Source organism: Streptomyces sp. 11-1-2 (genome assembly GCF_003595545.1).
GTDB lineage: Bacteria > Actinomycetota > Actinomycetes > Streptomycetales > Streptomycetaceae > Streptomyces > Streptomyces hygroscopicus_B.
This window is the reverse complement of the sequence record NZ_CP022545.1, coordinates 728407-743084: the sequence shown is the minus strand read 5'-3', so window position 1 is coordinate 743084 and position 14678 is coordinate 728407. Positions and strand designations below refer to the sequence as shown.

General features: G+C 72.1%; 17 protein-coding genes. 12 read left to right on the top strand and 5 right to left on the bottom strand.

The genetic code is table 11. From position 1 onward, the window contains the following. The first annotated feature begins 14 nt into the window (after nucleotides 1-14). From CGL27_RS03515 to CGL27_RS03490, 6 genes are all read left to right on the top strand, one after another. Complete coding sequence (locus CGL27_RS03515) at nucleotides 15-392, top strand: nuclear transport factor 2 family protein (protein WP_119984438.1); 378 nt, start codon at nucleotides 15-17, stop codon at nucleotides 390-392. Further along, nucleotides 392-1636 carry an FAD-dependent monooxygenase gene (locus tag CGL27_RS03510; protein ID WP_119984436.1) on the top strand — a complete coding sequence of 415 codons (1245 nt, stop codon included), beginning with the start codon at nucleotides 392-394 and terminating at the stop codon, nucleotides 1634-1636. Before CGL27_RS03515 ends, CGL27_RS03510 begins: the two co-directional genes overlap by 1 nt. 231 nt (nucleotides 1637-1867) lie before the next feature. Beyond that, complete coding sequence (locus tag CGL27_RS03505; protein WP_119984434.1) at nucleotides 1868-3010, top strand: inorganic phosphate transporter; 1143 nt, start codon at nucleotides 1868-1870, stop codon at nucleotides 3008-3010. Nucleotides 3011-3043: 33 nt separating this feature from the next. Further along, nucleotides 3044-3283 (top strand): hypothetical protein, encoded by a 240-nt coding sequence (locus CGL27_RS03500; protein ID WP_078638408.1) that lies wholly within the window; start codon nucleotides 3044-3046, stop codon nucleotides 3281-3283. Nucleotides 3284-3358: 75 nt separating this feature from the next. Then, entirely contained in the window at nucleotides 3359-4201 is an 843-nt protein-coding gene (locus CGL27_RS03495; RefSeq protein WP_119984432.1) for a pentapeptide repeat-containing protein, read from the top strand. Nucleotides 4202-4241: 40 nt separating this feature from the next. Beyond that, nucleotides 4242-5420: a damage-control phosphatase ARMT1 family protein gene (locus CGL27_RS03490; protein WP_119984430.1), complete on the top strand. Its 1179-nt coding sequence runs from the start codon at nucleotides 4242-4244 to the stop codon at nucleotides 5418-5420. Between the two features lie 81 nt (nucleotides 5421-5501). Here the strand turns inward: CGL27_RS03490 and CGL27_RS03485 are convergent, their stop codons facing one another. Together CGL27_RS03485 and CGL27_RS03480 are read right to left on the bottom strand one after the other, a co-directional pair. Then, on the bottom strand, nucleotides 5502-5765 hold the full coding sequence (locus tag CGL27_RS03485; protein ID WP_119984428.1) for a hypothetical protein: 264 nt from the start codon (nucleotides 5763-5765) through the stop codon (nucleotides 5502-5504). A gap of 203 nt (nucleotides 5766-5968) precedes the next feature. Then, a complete protein-coding gene (locus CGL27_RS03480; protein WP_119984426.1) occupies nucleotides 5969-6232 on the bottom strand; it encodes a hypothetical protein in 264 nt (87 codons plus the stop codon). Nucleotides 6233-6441: 209 nt separating this feature from the next. Between CGL27_RS03480 and CGL27_RS03475 the strand changes: the two genes are divergently transcribed. Next, on the top strand, nucleotides 6442-7110 hold the full coding sequence (locus CGL27_RS03475; protein ID WP_119984424.1) for a pentapeptide repeat-containing protein: 669 nt from the start codon (nucleotides 6442-6444) through the stop codon (nucleotides 7108-7110). Between the two features lie 78 nt (nucleotides 7111-7188). On the opposite strand, the gene CGL27_RS03470 is transcribed toward CGL27_RS03475, so the two are convergent. From CGL27_RS03470 to CGL27_RS03460, 3 genes are all read right to left on the bottom strand, one after another. Continuing rightward, complete coding sequence (locus CGL27_RS03470; protein ID WP_119984422.1) at nucleotides 7189-7959, bottom strand: metalloregulator ArsR/SmtB family transcription factor; 771 nt, start codon at nucleotides 7957-7959, stop codon at nucleotides 7189-7191. A gap of 87 nt (nucleotides 7960-8046) precedes the next feature. Next, nucleotides 8047-8553 carry a DUF664 domain-containing protein gene (locus tag CGL27_RS03465; RefSeq protein WP_119984420.1) on the bottom strand — a complete coding sequence of 169 codons (507 nt, stop codon included), beginning with the start codon at nucleotides 8551-8553 and terminating at the stop codon, nucleotides 8047-8049. A gap of 110 nt (nucleotides 8554-8663) precedes the next feature. After that, nucleotides 8664-9485, bottom strand: coding sequence for a maleylpyruvate isomerase family mycothiol-dependent enzyme (locus tag CGL27_RS03460; RefSeq protein WP_119984418.1), 822 nt, complete (start codon nucleotides 9483-9485; stop codon nucleotides 8664-8666). Between the two features lie 118 nt (nucleotides 9486-9603). Between CGL27_RS03460 and CGL27_RS03455 the strand changes: the two genes are divergently transcribed. From CGL27_RS03455 to CGL27_RS03435, 5 genes are read left to right on the top strand one after another with little or no spacing between them, the layout of a single operon-like run. Further along, on the top strand, nucleotides 9604-10587 hold the full coding sequence (locus CGL27_RS03455; RefSeq protein ID WP_205587613.1) for an ABC transporter substrate-binding protein: 984 nt from the start codon (nucleotides 9604-9606) through the stop codon (nucleotides 10585-10587). After that, nucleotides 10584-11393, top strand: coding sequence for an ABC transporter permease subunit (locus CGL27_RS03450; protein WP_119984415.1), 810 nt, complete (start codon nucleotides 10584-10586; stop codon nucleotides 11391-11393). Before CGL27_RS03455 ends, CGL27_RS03450 begins: the two co-directional genes overlap by 4 nt. Beyond that, nucleotides 11390-12211 carry an ABC transporter permease gene (locus tag CGL27_RS03445; RefSeq protein ID WP_119984413.1) on the top strand — a complete coding sequence of 274 codons (822 nt, stop codon included), beginning with the start codon at nucleotides 11390-11392 and terminating at the stop codon, nucleotides 12209-12211. Before CGL27_RS03450 ends, CGL27_RS03445 begins: the two co-directional genes overlap by 4 nt. A gap of 49 nt (nucleotides 12212-12260) precedes the next feature. Next, the gene (gene mdlC / locus CGL27_RS03440; RefSeq protein ID WP_119984411.1) at nucleotides 12261-13892 is read left to right on the top strand and encodes a benzoylformate decarboxylase; all 1632 of its coding nucleotides are present in this window, start codon (nucleotides 12261-12263) and stop codon (nucleotides 13890-13892) included. Nucleotides 13893-13899: 7 nt separating this feature from the next. Further along, complete coding sequence (locus tag CGL27_RS03435) at nucleotides 13900-14676, top strand: ABC transporter ATP-binding protein (protein WP_119984409.1); 777 nt, start codon at nucleotides 13900-13902, stop codon at nucleotides 14674-14676. Nucleotides 14677-14678: the final 2 nt, after the last annotated feature.

Sequence of the window (14678 nt, the reverse complement as noted above, 5' to 3'; positions counted from 1 at the left end):
GAAAGGAGTCGACCATGACCGAGACCCGTGCCCGCGCCACCACCCCCGAGGATCTGGCCCGGCTGTTCGTGGAGCGCGCCAACGCCGGTGACGCCGAGGGGCTGGCCGAGCTCTACGAGCACGACGCGGTGCTCGCCTACCCGCCGGGTGCCATGACCGTCGGCCGGGAGGCGATCCGCGCCGTCTGCGAGCGGATGCTGGCGCACGCCCCGCGCCCCTTCCAGGTGGAGGAGGCGCTGCCGACCGTCCGCTACGGCGATCTGGCCCTCACCTCGACCAGCCCCGCCGACAACACCGGCGGCCGGGTGCAGGTGGCCCGCCGCCGGCCGGACGGCACCTGGCTGCGCATCATGGACCGCCCCGAGGTCCGCCCCGAGGCCGGAGCCGAGTGATGAGCGTGCTCATCGCCGGGGCCGGGATCGGCGGGCTGGCCGCCGCCCTGAGCCTTCACGCGGCCGGTGTCGGGTCGGCGGTCGTCGAGAGCGCCCGGGAGATCCGGCCACTCGGCGTCGGCATCAATCTGCTGCCGCACGCCGTGCGAGAGCTCATCGAACTCGGCCTCGGCGACGAGCTCGCCGCCATCGGCGTGGCCACCGCCGAGAACGTGTACGGCGACCGGTTCGGCCGCCGGGTCTTCACCGAACCGCGGGGCATGGCCCAGGGCTACCGCTGGCCGCAGTACTCGGTCCACCGCGGGGAGCTGCAGCGGCTGCTCCTCACGGCGGTCCGCGAGCGCCTGGGCGCGGACGCGGTCCGCACCGGGGCGCGGGTCGCGGGGTTCGACGACTCCGGGGAAGGGGCGGGACCGGGGGAGCTGGGCAGCTCAAGGGAAGGGACGGGACCCAGGGAGCGGGGCAGCGTGCGCGTGCGCGTCCTCGACCGGGCGACGGGGACGGTCGAAGAGAGCGCCGCGCGGGCGCTGATCGGTGCCGACGGGCTGCACTCCGCGGTCCGCGCCGCGCTCCACCCGCAGGACGGTCCGCTGCTGTGGTCGGGCATCCGGATGTGGCGGGGCACGACGCGCGCCGAGCCGTTTCTGACCGGGCGCTCGATGGTGATCGTGCGTGATGGGGACGCCGAGCTGGTCGCGTATCCGATCGGCGGCGGCCGGGTGAATTGGGTCTGCCAGGTGCGGGTGTCCGAGCCCGGACCGCTCACCGGGGACGCGGCCTGGAACCGGGTGGGCCGGCTCGCCGATGTGCTGCCGCACTTCGACCACTGGCGGCTCGGCTGGCTCGATGTTCCCGGCCTGCTGATGAACAGCGGCGAGATCCTCGAATACCCGATGGTCGACCGCGAGCCGCTGCCGTGGTGGGGGAGCGGCCGGGTGACCCTGCTCGGTGACGCCGCGCATCCGATGTATCCGGTGGGGGCCAACGGCGCGTCCCAGGCCGTCGTGGACGCCCGTGTCCTCGCCCGCGAACTCGCGCGAGCGGACGATGTGCCGACCGCGCTGGCCCGCTACGAGACCGAGCGCCGCGAGGCGACGGCGGCCGTCGTACGGGCGAACCGGGCCATGAACCGGGCCGGTGCGCGGACCCCCGAGGAACTCGCCCGCGTCACCGACACCTACCGGGACACCACGGGAAGCGACGTCCGCACGCTCAACGCCCGCGCCTCCCTGAGCTGCCGGTGAGCCGTCCGGACGGCGGGATGGAGGGGGCGGGCGGAGCGCACCGCGCCGGCCGCTGCCGCACCGCGGCCGGGTCGGAGCCGTGTCCACGGCGCCGACCCGGCCCGGTCGTTGGGCCGGAGGCCAGCGTTGGCGCCCGCCTGATGCCGCGCTTAGCGTGGACATCAGACAGCGGTCTTCACGAGACGTCCGACGCGGCGATGTGCCGGACCACTCCTGGTGCGGGAGGTCGGAATGGACTCCGTCTCCTTCCTTCTGGTGGCCGTCATCCTCACGGCACTGGCCTTCGACTTCACCAACGGCTTCCACGACACCGCCAATTCGATGGCCACGTCCATCGCCACGGGGGCGCTGTCGCCCCGGATCGCCGTCGGCGTCGCCGCGGTGCTCAATCTGGCCGGGGCCTTTCTCTCCACGGAAGTGGCCAAGACGATCTCCAATGGCATCGTCGACGACGTCAAGGTCTCCCCGGTCATGATCTTCGCGGGGCTGATCGGGGCGATCCTGTGGAATCTGATCACCTGGCTCGCCGGGCTGCCGTCTAGTTCTTCGCATGCCCTGTTCGGCGGGCTGATCGGCGCGGTGTGGGTGGGCGCCGGGGAATCCGCGGTGCGCTTCACCGCGATCGTCGAGAAGATCCTGATTCCGGCGGTCGCCTCACCGATAGTGGCCTGTGCGGTGGCCATGCTGGCGACCTATCTCGCCTACGTGATCACACACCGGGCGGCCGCCCCCGCGGCAGGGAAGGGGTTCCGCGCGGGCCAGGTGGGATCCGCCTCCCTGGTGGCCCTCGCCCACGGCACCAACGACGCGCAGAAGACGATGGGGGTCATCACTCTCACCCTCATCGCCGGCGGTGTGCTCGGTCACGGCTCCGGGCCCCCGTGGTGGGTGGTGCTCGCCGCGGGCCTGGCGATCTCGCTCGGCACCTATGTCGGCGGGTGGCGGATCATCCGGACCATGGGGAAGGGGCTGACCGACATCCAGCCCCCTCAGGGCTTCGCCGCCGAGACCAGCGCCACCGCGGTGATCCTGGCCTCGTCACATCTGGGCTTCCCCCTGTCCACCACCCAGGTGTGCACGGGCAGCATCCTGGGGGCCGGACTCGGCCGCAGGCTCGCCCAAGTGCGCTGGGGGATCGCCGGGCGGATCGCCGTGTCCTGGCTGCTGACCCTGCCCGCGGCGGCGGCCGTGGGAGGTGTCGCGGCCTGGGTGGCGGGCCAGGGCAACGCGGGGGTGATCCTGGTGGCGGGCATCGCCGTCGCGGCGGCGGTGGGCTTCTACGCGCTCTCGCGCCGTCGCCCGGTGAACCCGGACAACGTGAACGAGCCGGGCGTCCCCGAGCCCGCCGAGCACACCCTGGACACGACCGTCTGACCCGGATACGACCTCGTTGAGGAGCTGATCCGTATGGGCGCCACCTGGGGCACCATCGGCGGGGTCTTCGGGGTCAGCCTCGGGGTCACCGTCCTGGTGGTCGTGATGTTCTCCCTCGGCGTCGCCGCCTGGGCCCGCGCCGGTGGCGGCGTACCGCGCCACGGGGCGCGCCGCGGCCGTTCGGACACGGTGGCGGCGGGCGCGGCGGTGGTGTGTTTCGCCGCATGCCTGGCGATCGCCGCCTATGGAATCGACCTGATCATTCCCGGCTGAGCCCGCTTGCGACAATGGAACCACCGAGCACCGCCCGCATCGCGGTGCTCTCGTCCACGCGGGAGACCACGCACGGTGTCACATCCGACCCAAACCCCCTCCTCCGGCCCGGCCGCCGCGGACCGTACCGCCCTGCGGGCCGACTGCGGCAACTGCTTCGGGCTGTGCTGCGTCGCCCTGCCCTTCGCCGCCTCCGCGGACTTCGCGATCGGCAAGGGCGCGGGGGAGCCCTGCCGTAACCTCCAGTCCGACTTCCGCTGCGGTATCCACTCCCGGCTGCGGGAAGAGGGCTTCAAGGGCTGCACGGTCTACGACTGCTTCGGCGCCGGGCAGAAGGTCTCCCAGCTCACCTTCGAGGGCCGTGACTGGCGGCGGCACCCCGGGACGGCCTCCGAGATGTTCGCCGTCCTTCCCACCATGCGCCACCTCCATGAGCTGCTCTGGTACCTCACCGAGGCCCTGACCCTGCCGGCCGCCCGGCCCGTCCACGGCGCGGTGCGCCGGGCGCTGCGGGAGACGGAGCGCCTCACCCACGGGAGCGCCTCCGAGCTGATGGAGCTCGATGTGGCGGCCCACCGCGACCGGGTCAATCAGCTTCTGCTGCGGACGAGCGAGCTGATACGGGCCCGGATCCCGGGCAAGAAGAAGAACCGCAGGGGAGCCGATCTCATCGGCGCCGACCTGAGGGGAGCCGATCTGCGGGGCGCCAACCTCCGCGGGGCCCGCCTCATCGCCGCGGACCTCACCCGAGCCGATCTGACGGCGGCCGATCTGATTGGGGCGGACTTCCGCGACGCCGACCTGAGCGCGGCCGACCTCCGGGGCGCCATCTTCCTCACTCAGGCCCAGCTCGCCGCGGCCAAGGGCGACGCCGCCACCCGGCTGCCGTCGTCCCTCACTCGCCCCGCGCACTGGTGATGCCCTCCTCGCCACCCCACGGTGTGCGACCCTGACTGCCATGTCCGACACCGTCGACGCGCCCGTGATCCGTAGCGATGAACCCGGATCGTTCGCCCGGAGTGTGCTGGCCGAGCGCCATCCCGCACTGATCGAGAAGGTGCGCGACGCCTTCCCGTACGGTCCCGGGCAGCACCGCGCCCTCGACGCGCTGCGCGACAACGCCGCCGAGGGCGCCATCACCCCGCTCCCGCCCACCGCGTACGACCACGACCGGTGGGCGGAGTGGGGCCGGGAGCACTTCGGCCGGTCCTGGTTCGACGTGCCGTTCCTGTGGGCGGAGAGCTACTTCTACCGCCGGCTCCTGGAAGCCGTGGGCTACTTCGCCGACGGTCCCTGGCGGGGCGTCGACCCGTTCCGCCCCTTCAAACAGGCCGAGCTGCACACCCCTGAGACCGAGGCCGAACTGGCCAGCCTCGACGACATCCTGCGCAAGCCCGCCGGGGAACAGGCGGACGTGCTGGTGCACGGCTCGCTGTGGGGAAACCGCGCGGATCTTGGCTTCCGCATCTCCTCATCGGCCGCGGACGCGAGCGGCGCCGACACCCCGCCGCTGGTCGCGGACGACTCGGAGACGCTGTGGTCCCTGCTGCCCGCCGGCCCCCGGGCGGCCACGCTGTGCGTGGTGGCGGACAACGCCGGGCGGGAGCTGCTCCCTGACCTCGTCCTCATCGACCATGTGCTCCACCATGGGCGCGCCGAGCGGGTGGTGCTGCAGGTGAAGCCGTATCCGTACTACGTCTCCGACGCCACCACCGAGGATGTCGTGGACTGTCTGCGCCGTCTGGTGCGGGCGGAGGGCGCCGCGGCCGGGACCGGCAGACGGCTCTGGGCCGCCATGGGCGACGGGCGGCTCGTCGTGCGGGCGCATGACTTCTTCCGAGCCCCGCTGCCGTACGCGGAGATGCCCGGCGATCTGCGGGGCGAGTTCGCCGAGGCCACGCTCACCGTCTTCAAGGGTGATCTGAACTACCGCCGCCTCGTCGGCGACCGGCTGTGGCCCCCGACCACCTCCTTCGCCGACCGCACCGCGTACTTCCCCGGTCCGGTGGCCGCGCTGCGCACCCTGAAGTCTGATGTCATCGTCGGCCTCGACGAGCGGACCGTGGCCACGCTGGACGCGCATGAGGACCACTGGCGCACCAGCGGCACCCATGCGCTGATCCAGGTACGGAGGTGAGCAGCGCGCTCCCCTCACCGCTGCGTGGATGAGGGAAGCGCGCTGGTTCAGCGATCGTGGTCGCCGGGGTTTCGCCGAAGGTTACCCGCCGATGTTGTTGAGGCAGGTGCTGCCGATGGTGATGTCACCGCTCGGGGCGACCCCGCCGGTGGAGTAGGCGCCCCCGTTGAGGGTGTCACAGTCGTTCTTCTGGAAGATGAAGCTGGAGAAGTCGACGCTGGTGGGGGTGCCGGTGCTTCTGTCGGAGCCGCCGCCGTAGCCTTCGGCGGCCGCGGTGCCGGTGCCGAGGAGCACCAGGGTGCCGGCGGTCGCGGCCAGCAGCGCCGCCTTCTTCGCGATCTGCATGGATTCCTCCGTGTCGGGTCGCAGAGCGAGATATCTGACGATCAGATTTAACGGAGAAAGACGGGACGAAGTCGCGTAAGCGCACCGGATAGTGACCCGACTGGCCCACTATCCGGTCGAAAGGGGAACGCTCCCCTCACCGCCGGAGCGGTGAGGGGAGCGCGCTGGTTCAGCGATCGTGGTCGTCGGGGTTTCGCCGGAGGTTAGCCGCCGATGTTGTTGACGCAGGTGCTGCCGATCTTCATCTCACCGGTCGGACCAGCGGCAGCGGTGGAGAGGGCGGTGCCGTTGGCGGTGTCGCACTCGTTGCTCTGGAAGATGAAGCTGGAGATGTCAATGCTGGTGGGGGTGTCGACGCCCCTGTCGTAGCTGCCGCCGTTGCCGTAGGCGGCTGCGGTGCCGGTGCCGAGGAGCACCAGGGTGCCGGCGGTCGCGGCCAGCAGGGCGGCCTTCTTCGCGATCTGCATGGATTCCTCCGTGTCGGGTCGCAGAGCGAGATATCTGACGATCAGATTTAACGGAGAAGCACCGGAGAAAGTCGGGTAAGCGCACCGTGGAGTGACCCGCACGGCGTACGCCAACCCCCCCGGCGTCAGTCGGTCCCCGCGGGGATGTCCGACCCGGATGGCAGTATCGCCCCCGCACGCCGCCCGCCCTCAGGAAAGTGAGTCCCCGCATGGCGCCGTCCCCCCGTGAACTCGCCGATCTGCCCTTCGCCGACCATCTGCGGCCGTTCGACGGGGCCTTGGCGGAAGGAGGCGACTACGACGCCGTTCATCTGGACGGCGACGCGTTCGACGGGGCCATCTGCGACAACGCCCGGTTCCTCGAATCCGCGTTCTCCTCGGTGACCTTCACCGGGGGCCGTGGTCGCGGGGCCCGGTTCAATGAGGTGTGGCTGGACGGGGTGCGATGGGTCGGCACCGATCTGGCGGACACCGACTGGCAGGACGGCGAGCTCAACGGCTGTGTGCTGGCCGGTCTTGAGATGTTCTCCGCGCGGCTGCACCGGGTGGTCTTCCACCGGTGCAAGCTGGAATCGGTGAATCTGCGCACCGCCACGCTGCGGAACGTCACCTTCGTGGACTGTCTGCTGCGCGATGTCGACCTCGGCGGTGCGGCGCTGACGGAGGTGGCGTTTCCGGGGTCGGCGCTGGAGGACGTGCGGTTCGGCAAGGCGCGGATGGCGAAGGTCGATCTGCGGGGGGCCACCCGGCTGGAGATCGCCGATGGCTATGACGCGCTGGGCGGCGCCACCATCGGCAGCGGGCAGCTGATGGAGCTGGCGCCGATGCTCGCCGATGCTCTGGGGATCACGGTACGGGACGGTGGGGCCGCGCGGTGAGTGCCCGCGTGCCGCCTGTCGCGGCGGACGGGCCGGTGGGCCGCCGCGCCGCGACCGGCGGTGTGCCGACGGCGCGGGTCACTGGGGGATCAGCCAGGGCTGCTGCGGCAGCGGACTCCCCGTCTCGATCAGCGACTTCAGGTTGGACAGCACCGCGGCCCAGCCACCGGCCGCCGCGGTCCGCTCGGCCTCGTCGGCCAGGTTCTCATGGGTCACGGTGAGCCGGACGATGTCGCCGTGCGGCTGGATGTCGAAGGTGACCCGGGAGGGCTCGGCGGCGGCATCCGCGTCGGGCGCGGCCCAGGTGGTCACCAGGCGGGTGGGCGGTGAGCTCTCCACAACCGTGCCGACGACATCGGCGGTGCCGGAGCCGTCCGTCCGCTGATGCTCCCACGGGGAGCCGACCTGCCAGTCGGACACATTGCTGTGGCCCCAGTACTCGGCCGTGAGGCCGGCGTCGGTCAGCGCGTGCCAGACCTTCTCCGGTGTGCTCTCGATATAGATGACGTATACGAACGCCGGCTTGTCGGCCATCGCTTCCATCGCTTTCTCGGCTTGTCGTCTCACCAAGCTCAGCGCGCGCAGCCGCGGGCGCTCGAACTTGTCGATCCAGCGCTCCTGGATCTCATTGAGGGGGACGGGGTTGAGGTAATGGAGTTTTTCGCGGCCCCGCCGCACCGTACTGACCAGATTGGCGGCCTCCAGGACGGCCAGATGCTGGGTCGTGGACTGGCGGGTCATCTCCAGCCGTCGGCACAGTTCGCCCAACGTCTGGCCATTGTGCTCATGCAGCCTGTCCAGCAGATACCGCCGGGTCTGGTCGGCCAGCGCCTTGAAGACCATGTCCATCTCTGAGCTCACACCGCACGTTATGCAGGCGATTGCCTGCATGTCAATGCGGGCGGTGTGACGGCCCCCGTTCTCCGTGATTCCGCGCTACCGCCTGCGGATCGCGCCGCGAATGAACGCCGCCTGCCCGGCGTGTTCCAGATCGTCCCCGATCACGCTGACCAGCCGGACGCCGAGGGTCACCGCCGGGGTCCACCGCTCGTCCACGATCCGGTCGAGATCGGAGTCGCGGAGGCCGCGCACGAAGGCCAGTGTGTTCTCGTGGACGGCGTCGTAGTACCCGGCGAGGAGGTCGGCGTCCGCCCGTACCGCCGCCACGTCCTTGCTCCGGTGGCCGTAGCCGGTGGCGTCCGGCGGGAACGGCAGACCGAACCGCTCGGCCCAGCCCTCGGACGTCCACAGCTGCTCGGTGCCCGCCGCGTCGGCGATGTGGTCGTCCTGGACCCGGGTCAGATGCCACACCAGCCAGGCGATCGAGTTGGCCCCGCTGTCGAGCCGTACCGCCAGCTCGTCCTCGGATAGCCCGTCCACGGCCGCCTGCACCTCCTCGCGCACCCGCTCAAAGGCGTCGGCCAGCAGATCGGCGCTGTTCATTCACGGCTCCCTCGCTCGTGGTTACCTTCCGGCCATGGTTTCACCCCGCGGCGCGGGCCGAGGGGTGCCGACTCGCCGGTACGCGAGGTGCCGACTCGCCGGGACGCTACTCACACGGGCGGGACGAGCGTGAAGTAGCGGTCGAGCACCGCCTGGTCGCCCGTCACCTTGTCGAGCCGGTCCGCGGGGAGCCGCTGCCACAGGAACAGCATCAGGTCCGACGCGGTCCCGGCCACTTCGACATCGCAGAACGCCTCGTCGGTTTCATCGTCCGCGGCGCCCGTGGTGAGCCGCACGTCGTCGCCGTCGAAGCGGACCGTCCACCGGCCAGGACCGTCGGTCCGGCGGAACCGGAACCGCTCGCCCACCCCGGAAGGGGCCTCCCGCCACGCCCGCCGGGCCGGGGCCATCACCGTGAAGGTCTGGGCCACGGCGTCCGCCGCGAGGTCGGGGTCGACCGGCCGGGCCCGTGTGCCGACCGCCTGCTCGGCGTCCCAGCGGTGCAGGGCCGCCTCGATGGTCTGCATCCGCAGCCAGAATCCCGCGGTTCGCTCCGCCGACCAGGTCCACACCTCCAGGCCCGGATCCTCGCTCCGGAACAGGGTCTCGAGCCGGGCGGCCCCCTCGGCGAACCAGTCGACGAGGCTCACCGGCACCGGGCCGTGATGCGGCCCGCCCGTGGGGGCCGGCCAGCCCTCGCGGTCCTCGGGAAGTTCGAAGAGGGTGACGTCCGTGATGTCCGGCTGCCGGCTGAGCCGTTCCCGGATGACGCGGGCGACCAGGCGATGCACCCCGCCCAGATGCAGCACCAGGTCCGACATCGTCCAGCCGGGGCAGGAGGGGATCAGCGGCGCGTCCGCCCCGTCGGCGGCGCCGCGGGCCGCCCGCTCGAACGCCTCGATCTCGCGGTGGAAATGGGCTGAATAGTCCATGGCCGCACTCTGCCAGGTGGCAACCGCCCCTGCCATACACCGCCCGACTCGAGGCCCTGTTCGACGAGGAGTTCCCGGCCATGGTGTGAACAGCTGACGACCCCTATCGTGAAATGCCATGAGAGTCCAACTGCGCTTCCGCTCAGCAAAGTTGGCCGCGACCGCCACGGTCACCGCCGTGCTTCTCGCCGGATGTGGCGGCTCCGAGGAGGAGTCCGGGGCCCGGGGCGGGCCGGAGAAGAAGACGATCACGGTCGCCGGACTGCCGCTCGCCGATGTGGCCGCGCTGCACATCGCCATCGATCGGGGGCTTTTCGAGAAGGAGGGGCTGAACGTCCGCGTCCAGCCGGTGCAGCAGAGCGTCCAGGCGCTGCCCGCGCTCGCCCACGGTCAGGTGGACGTCATCGGCGGCGCCAACTTCGTGACGTTCCTCCAGGCCCGGGAGAAGGGCACCCTGGCCACCCGGGTGCTGGCCGAGGGCGCGCGCAACGCCCCGCACATGATGGAGGTGCTGGTGCCCTCCGACTCCAGGATCAAGGGGCCGCGGGACCTCAAGGGCAAGAAGATCGCGGTCAACATCCTCAACAACATCCAGTCGCTGACCCTCAACGCCGTCCTCGGCAAGGCCGGGGCCGGACTGCCCGAGTACCGGCAGGTCCCGTTCCCGCAGATGGGCTCGGTGCTGGAGCGGGGTCAGGTGGACGCGGTGCACGCCGCCGAGCCGTTCGTCACCGCTCTCAAACGCGAGTTGAAGGCCCGTACCGTGGTCGACGGCAACGCGGCACCCACCGCCGGACTGCCGCTCAGCGGCTATGTCACCACCGACACGTTCATCGACAAGTACCCGAAGTCCGCCGCCGCCTTCCAGCGCGCCATCACCGCCGCCCAGGCCGTCGCCGCCAAGGACCGCGGCGCCGTGGAGAAGGCGCTGCCCGGCTATACGAAGATCAAGCCGGCGGAGGCCGCCGCCATCGGCCTGCCCGCCTACCCGGCCACCTCCAGCGCCGCTCAGCTCAAGCGGCTCATCTCCCTGATGCGGGCGCAGAAGCTGCTCACCAAGGACCTGGACCCCGCCGCCGTCCTCTACCAGCCCGCCAAGTGAGCCCCGCCACGGCCAGGCGGAAGCGCACCGGGCGGGCCAGGGACGCGCTGCTCGGCGCCGTCGGCGTGCTCGTGGCCTTCGCCGTCTGCGAGGCCCTCAGCCGTTCCGGGATGGTGCGGCGCGCGTTCCTGCCGCCCGCCTCCGAGGTGCTGGTACGGGCCGTCGCACTCGGCGGCGACACCGCCTTCCTGAACGGCGTCGCCGCCACCCTCGAGGCATGGGCCACCGGGCTCGCCCTGGCCTGTGCCCTCGCGATCCCCCTCGGGCTGCTGCTGGGCAGTGTGCCGGCGGCCGGGCAGGCCGCGCGGGTGCTGATCGAATTCCTGCGCCCGGTGCCGTCGGTGGCCCTGATCCCGCTGGTGTCACTGCTGCTCGGCGCCGGCAGCGAGACGACGATCGCCCTCGTCACCTACGCCAGTGTCTGGCCCGTGCTGTTCAACACCGTATATGGGCTCGGCGAGACCGATCCGCTGGCCAAGGACACGCTGCGCGCCTTCGGCTTCGGGCGGCTCGCCGTCCTGCTGCGGGCCGGTCTGCCCTCGGCCGCCCCGTTCATCGCCGCCGGGGTGCGCATCGCCGCGGCCACCGCCCTGATCCTCGCCGTGGCCAGCGAGATCCTCGCCGGATTCGGCGAGGGGCTGGGCACCTTCATCGCCCAGGCGGGCATGGCCACCGACGGCACCCGCGATGTGCTGGCCGGTGTGGTGTGGGCGGGAGCGCTCGGCCTCGTCGTCAATCTGGCGCTCACCGCGGTCGAACGGCGGTTGTTCCCCTGGGCGCTCGAGCACGGCGGGAGCCGCACATGACCGCGCGGGCCACACTCCACACCGTCCGGCGGCTGCCCCGGACACTCGCGCTGCGCCTCGGCGTACCCGTAGTGGCGGTGGTGCTGTGGCAACTCGCCGCGCGGGCCCACGGCAGTGTGTTCTTCCCGACCCCCGCCCGGATCGTCGAGCACGGCTATCACCTGTGGTTCTCCGGCCCCGCCGGGCGGGCGTTCCTCACCGACGCGGCGGTCCGCGATCTGCTGCCCAGCCTCGGCCGGGTGCTCGCCGGATTCGCCCTCGCCGCGGTCCTCGGCATCGTGCTGGGGCTCGCCCTGGGCCGCTCGCGCACCATGTACGCGCTGTGCGACCCGGTGCTGCAGTTCGCCCGCGCCGTGCCCCCGCCCGCGCTGGTGCCCGTCTTCGTCGTCGTCTTCGACCTCGGCACGCCGATGCAGCTCGCCTCGATCGTCTTCGGCGCCATCTGGCCCGTACTGATCAACACGGCGGAGGGCGTTCGCGGCATCGACCCGCTGCGGCTGGACGTCGCCGCCACCGTACGGATGCGGCCCGTCGAGCGGATCGTGCTGCTGTATCTGCCCGCCGCGCTCCCGCGTATCTTCGCGGGGCTTCGGCTGAGCCTGTCGCTCTCGCTGATCCTGATGGTGTTCTCGGAGCTGCTGCCCGGCACCGCCGACGGCATAGGCTTCCAGCTCACCGACGCCCAGACCCGCTCCGATCTGCTCACGGTGTGGGCGGTGATGGTGCTGCTCGGCGCGCTCGGCCATCTGCTCAACAGCGTGCTGCTCACCGTCGAAAGCATGGCTCTCGGCAGACACCGTGCCGCGCACCGCTCCTGACGACCCGTACGCACTGCCCGCCCCCGCACCCAGCCGAGGAGGTGGCCCCATGGCCGCGCCCCCCGCCCACCCACCGACCACCACGGTCCGCGACGCGGTGCTGGCACTGTGCCGCGCCACCGGCATGACGACCGTCTTCGGCAACCCCGGCTCCACCGAACTGCGGATGTTCCGCGACTGGCCCGAGGACTTCCGCTATGTGCTCGGACTGCAGGAGTCGACCGCCGTCGCCATGGCCGCGGGCCACGCCCTGGGCACCGGGCGGGCGGCGCTGGTCAGCCTGCACTCCGCCGGGGGCGTCGGCCACTCCCTGGGCGCGGTGTTCAACGCCTACCGGGACCGGGTGCCGGTGGTGATCATCGCGGGCCAGCAGTCCCGTGCGCTGCTCCCGCTGCGGCCCTTCCTCGGCGCCGACGAACCGGCCCGGTTCCCGCGCCCGTACGTGAAGTTCAGCAGGCAGCCGGAGCGGGCCGCCGATGTGCCCGCCGCGCTCGCCGAGGCCCACCGCGTCGCCATGACCCACCCCCGGGGCCCGGTCTTCCTCTCCGTACCGGAGGACGACTGGGACCGCCCCGCCGAGCCGGTCGCCCCGCGCACCGTCCACGGCGGCTACACCGCCGACCCCGGCGCGCTGGCCGGTCTCGCCCGCGCGCTCGACGCGGCGGCCCGCCCCGCGCTGGTCGCCGGACCCGGCGTGGACGACGAGCACGCCGTACGCGAAGTGGCCGAACTGGCCGAACGGCTGCGGGCCGCGGTGTGGATCAGCCCGCTCTCCGGACGCTCCGGCTTCGACGAACGCCACCCGCTCTTCCAGGGCTTTCTGCCGCCCGTCGCCGACCAGCTGGCGGAGCGGCTGGCCCCCTACGATGTGGTGGTCGCCCTCGGCGCCCCGCTGTTCACGTACCACGTGCACACCGAGGGCCCGCCGCTCGCCGACGGCACCGAGCTGTACCACCTCGACTGCGACCCCGCGCAGGCCGCGTGGCTCCCCGTGGGCACCAGCATCGTCACCACCCTCCGCCCCGCGCTGCGCACCCTCACCGACCTCGTCCAGCCCTCCGATCGGCCCGCGCCAGAGGTACGGCCCGCCCCCGAACCGCTGCCCGCCTCGGCCGAGGAGATCTCCCCCGAGCTGGTGATGGAGCTGCTCCGCGAACGGCTGCCCCGGGACACCGTGCTGGTGGAGGAGACCCCCAGCCACCGCGACGCCCTCCACGCCCGCCTCCCCATCAGCGGCGCGGGCCGCTTCCTCACCACCGGCAGCGGTGCGCTGGGCTGGGGTCTGCCGCTCGCGGTCGGACGCGCTCTCGCGGACGGCGAACGGGTGGTGTGCGTGGTCGGCGACGGCTCGGCGCTCTACTCGGTGCAGGCGCTGTGGACCGCCGCCCGGCACCGCGCCCCGGTGACCTACCTCCTGCTCGACAACGGCGGCTACGGCGCGGTCAAGGCGCTGGGCCGCCGCATCGGCATCACACCGGTGCCGGGCACCGAGATCGGTGGCATCGACTTCGCCGCGCTCGCCGGGTCCTTCGGCTGCCCGGCCGACCGGGTGGAGCGGCCCGGCGAGCTTCCCAAGGCCCTCGACCGGGCCCTCGCCCTCGGCCGCGACGACGGCCCGGTGCTGCTCCAGATCCGGGTCCCGGCCGACGACTCCCCGGCGTACGAGCCATGGGCCCGGTGAGGCGGACATGCTGCGGATCGACCACCTCAGCCACCGCTACGGCGACGGCCCCGATGTGCTCCAGGACATCGAACTCACCGTCCCTGACGGCCAGTTGCTCACCCTCGTCGGCCCCTCCGGCTGCGGCAAGTCCACTCTGCTGCGCTGTGTCGCGGGCCTCGTCCGCCCCTCCGCCGGGCGGATCACCCTGGACGGGGAGGTGGTGGACGGCGTCCCGGACCGGCTCGGTGTCGTCTTCCAGGACTACGGCCGCTCCCTCTTCCCCTGGCTCACGGTGCGGGAGAACGTGGCCCTTCCGCTGCGGCGGCGCGGACTGTCCCGCGCGGAGCGCCATGCGGCGGCGGTGGCCATGCTGGCGCAGGTGGGCCTGGCCGACGCCGCCCGCCGCCACCCCTGGCAGCTGTCGGGCGGAATGCAGCAGCGAGTCGCCCTCGCCCGCGCCCTGGCCGCCCGGCCCGCGCTGCTGCTGATGGACGAGCCGTTCGGCGCGCTGGACGCCCAGACGCGGGAGGATCTGGAGGATCTGCTGCTGCGGTTGCACCGGGCCCAGGGGATGACGACCGTGCTGGTCACCCATGACATCGACGAAAGTGTCTATGTGGCGGACCGGGTGGTGGTGCTGGCTCCGGGGCCGGGCCGGGTGCGGGCGGATCTGCCGGTGGCGCTGCCCGCCGACCGCGACCAGATCGTCACCCGGGGGCTGCCGGAGTTCATCGCGCTGCGGACAGAGGTGGGGCGCGCGGTGCGCCAGGGAGCGGCCACGCCCCCACCTCGTCCCCTCTGACG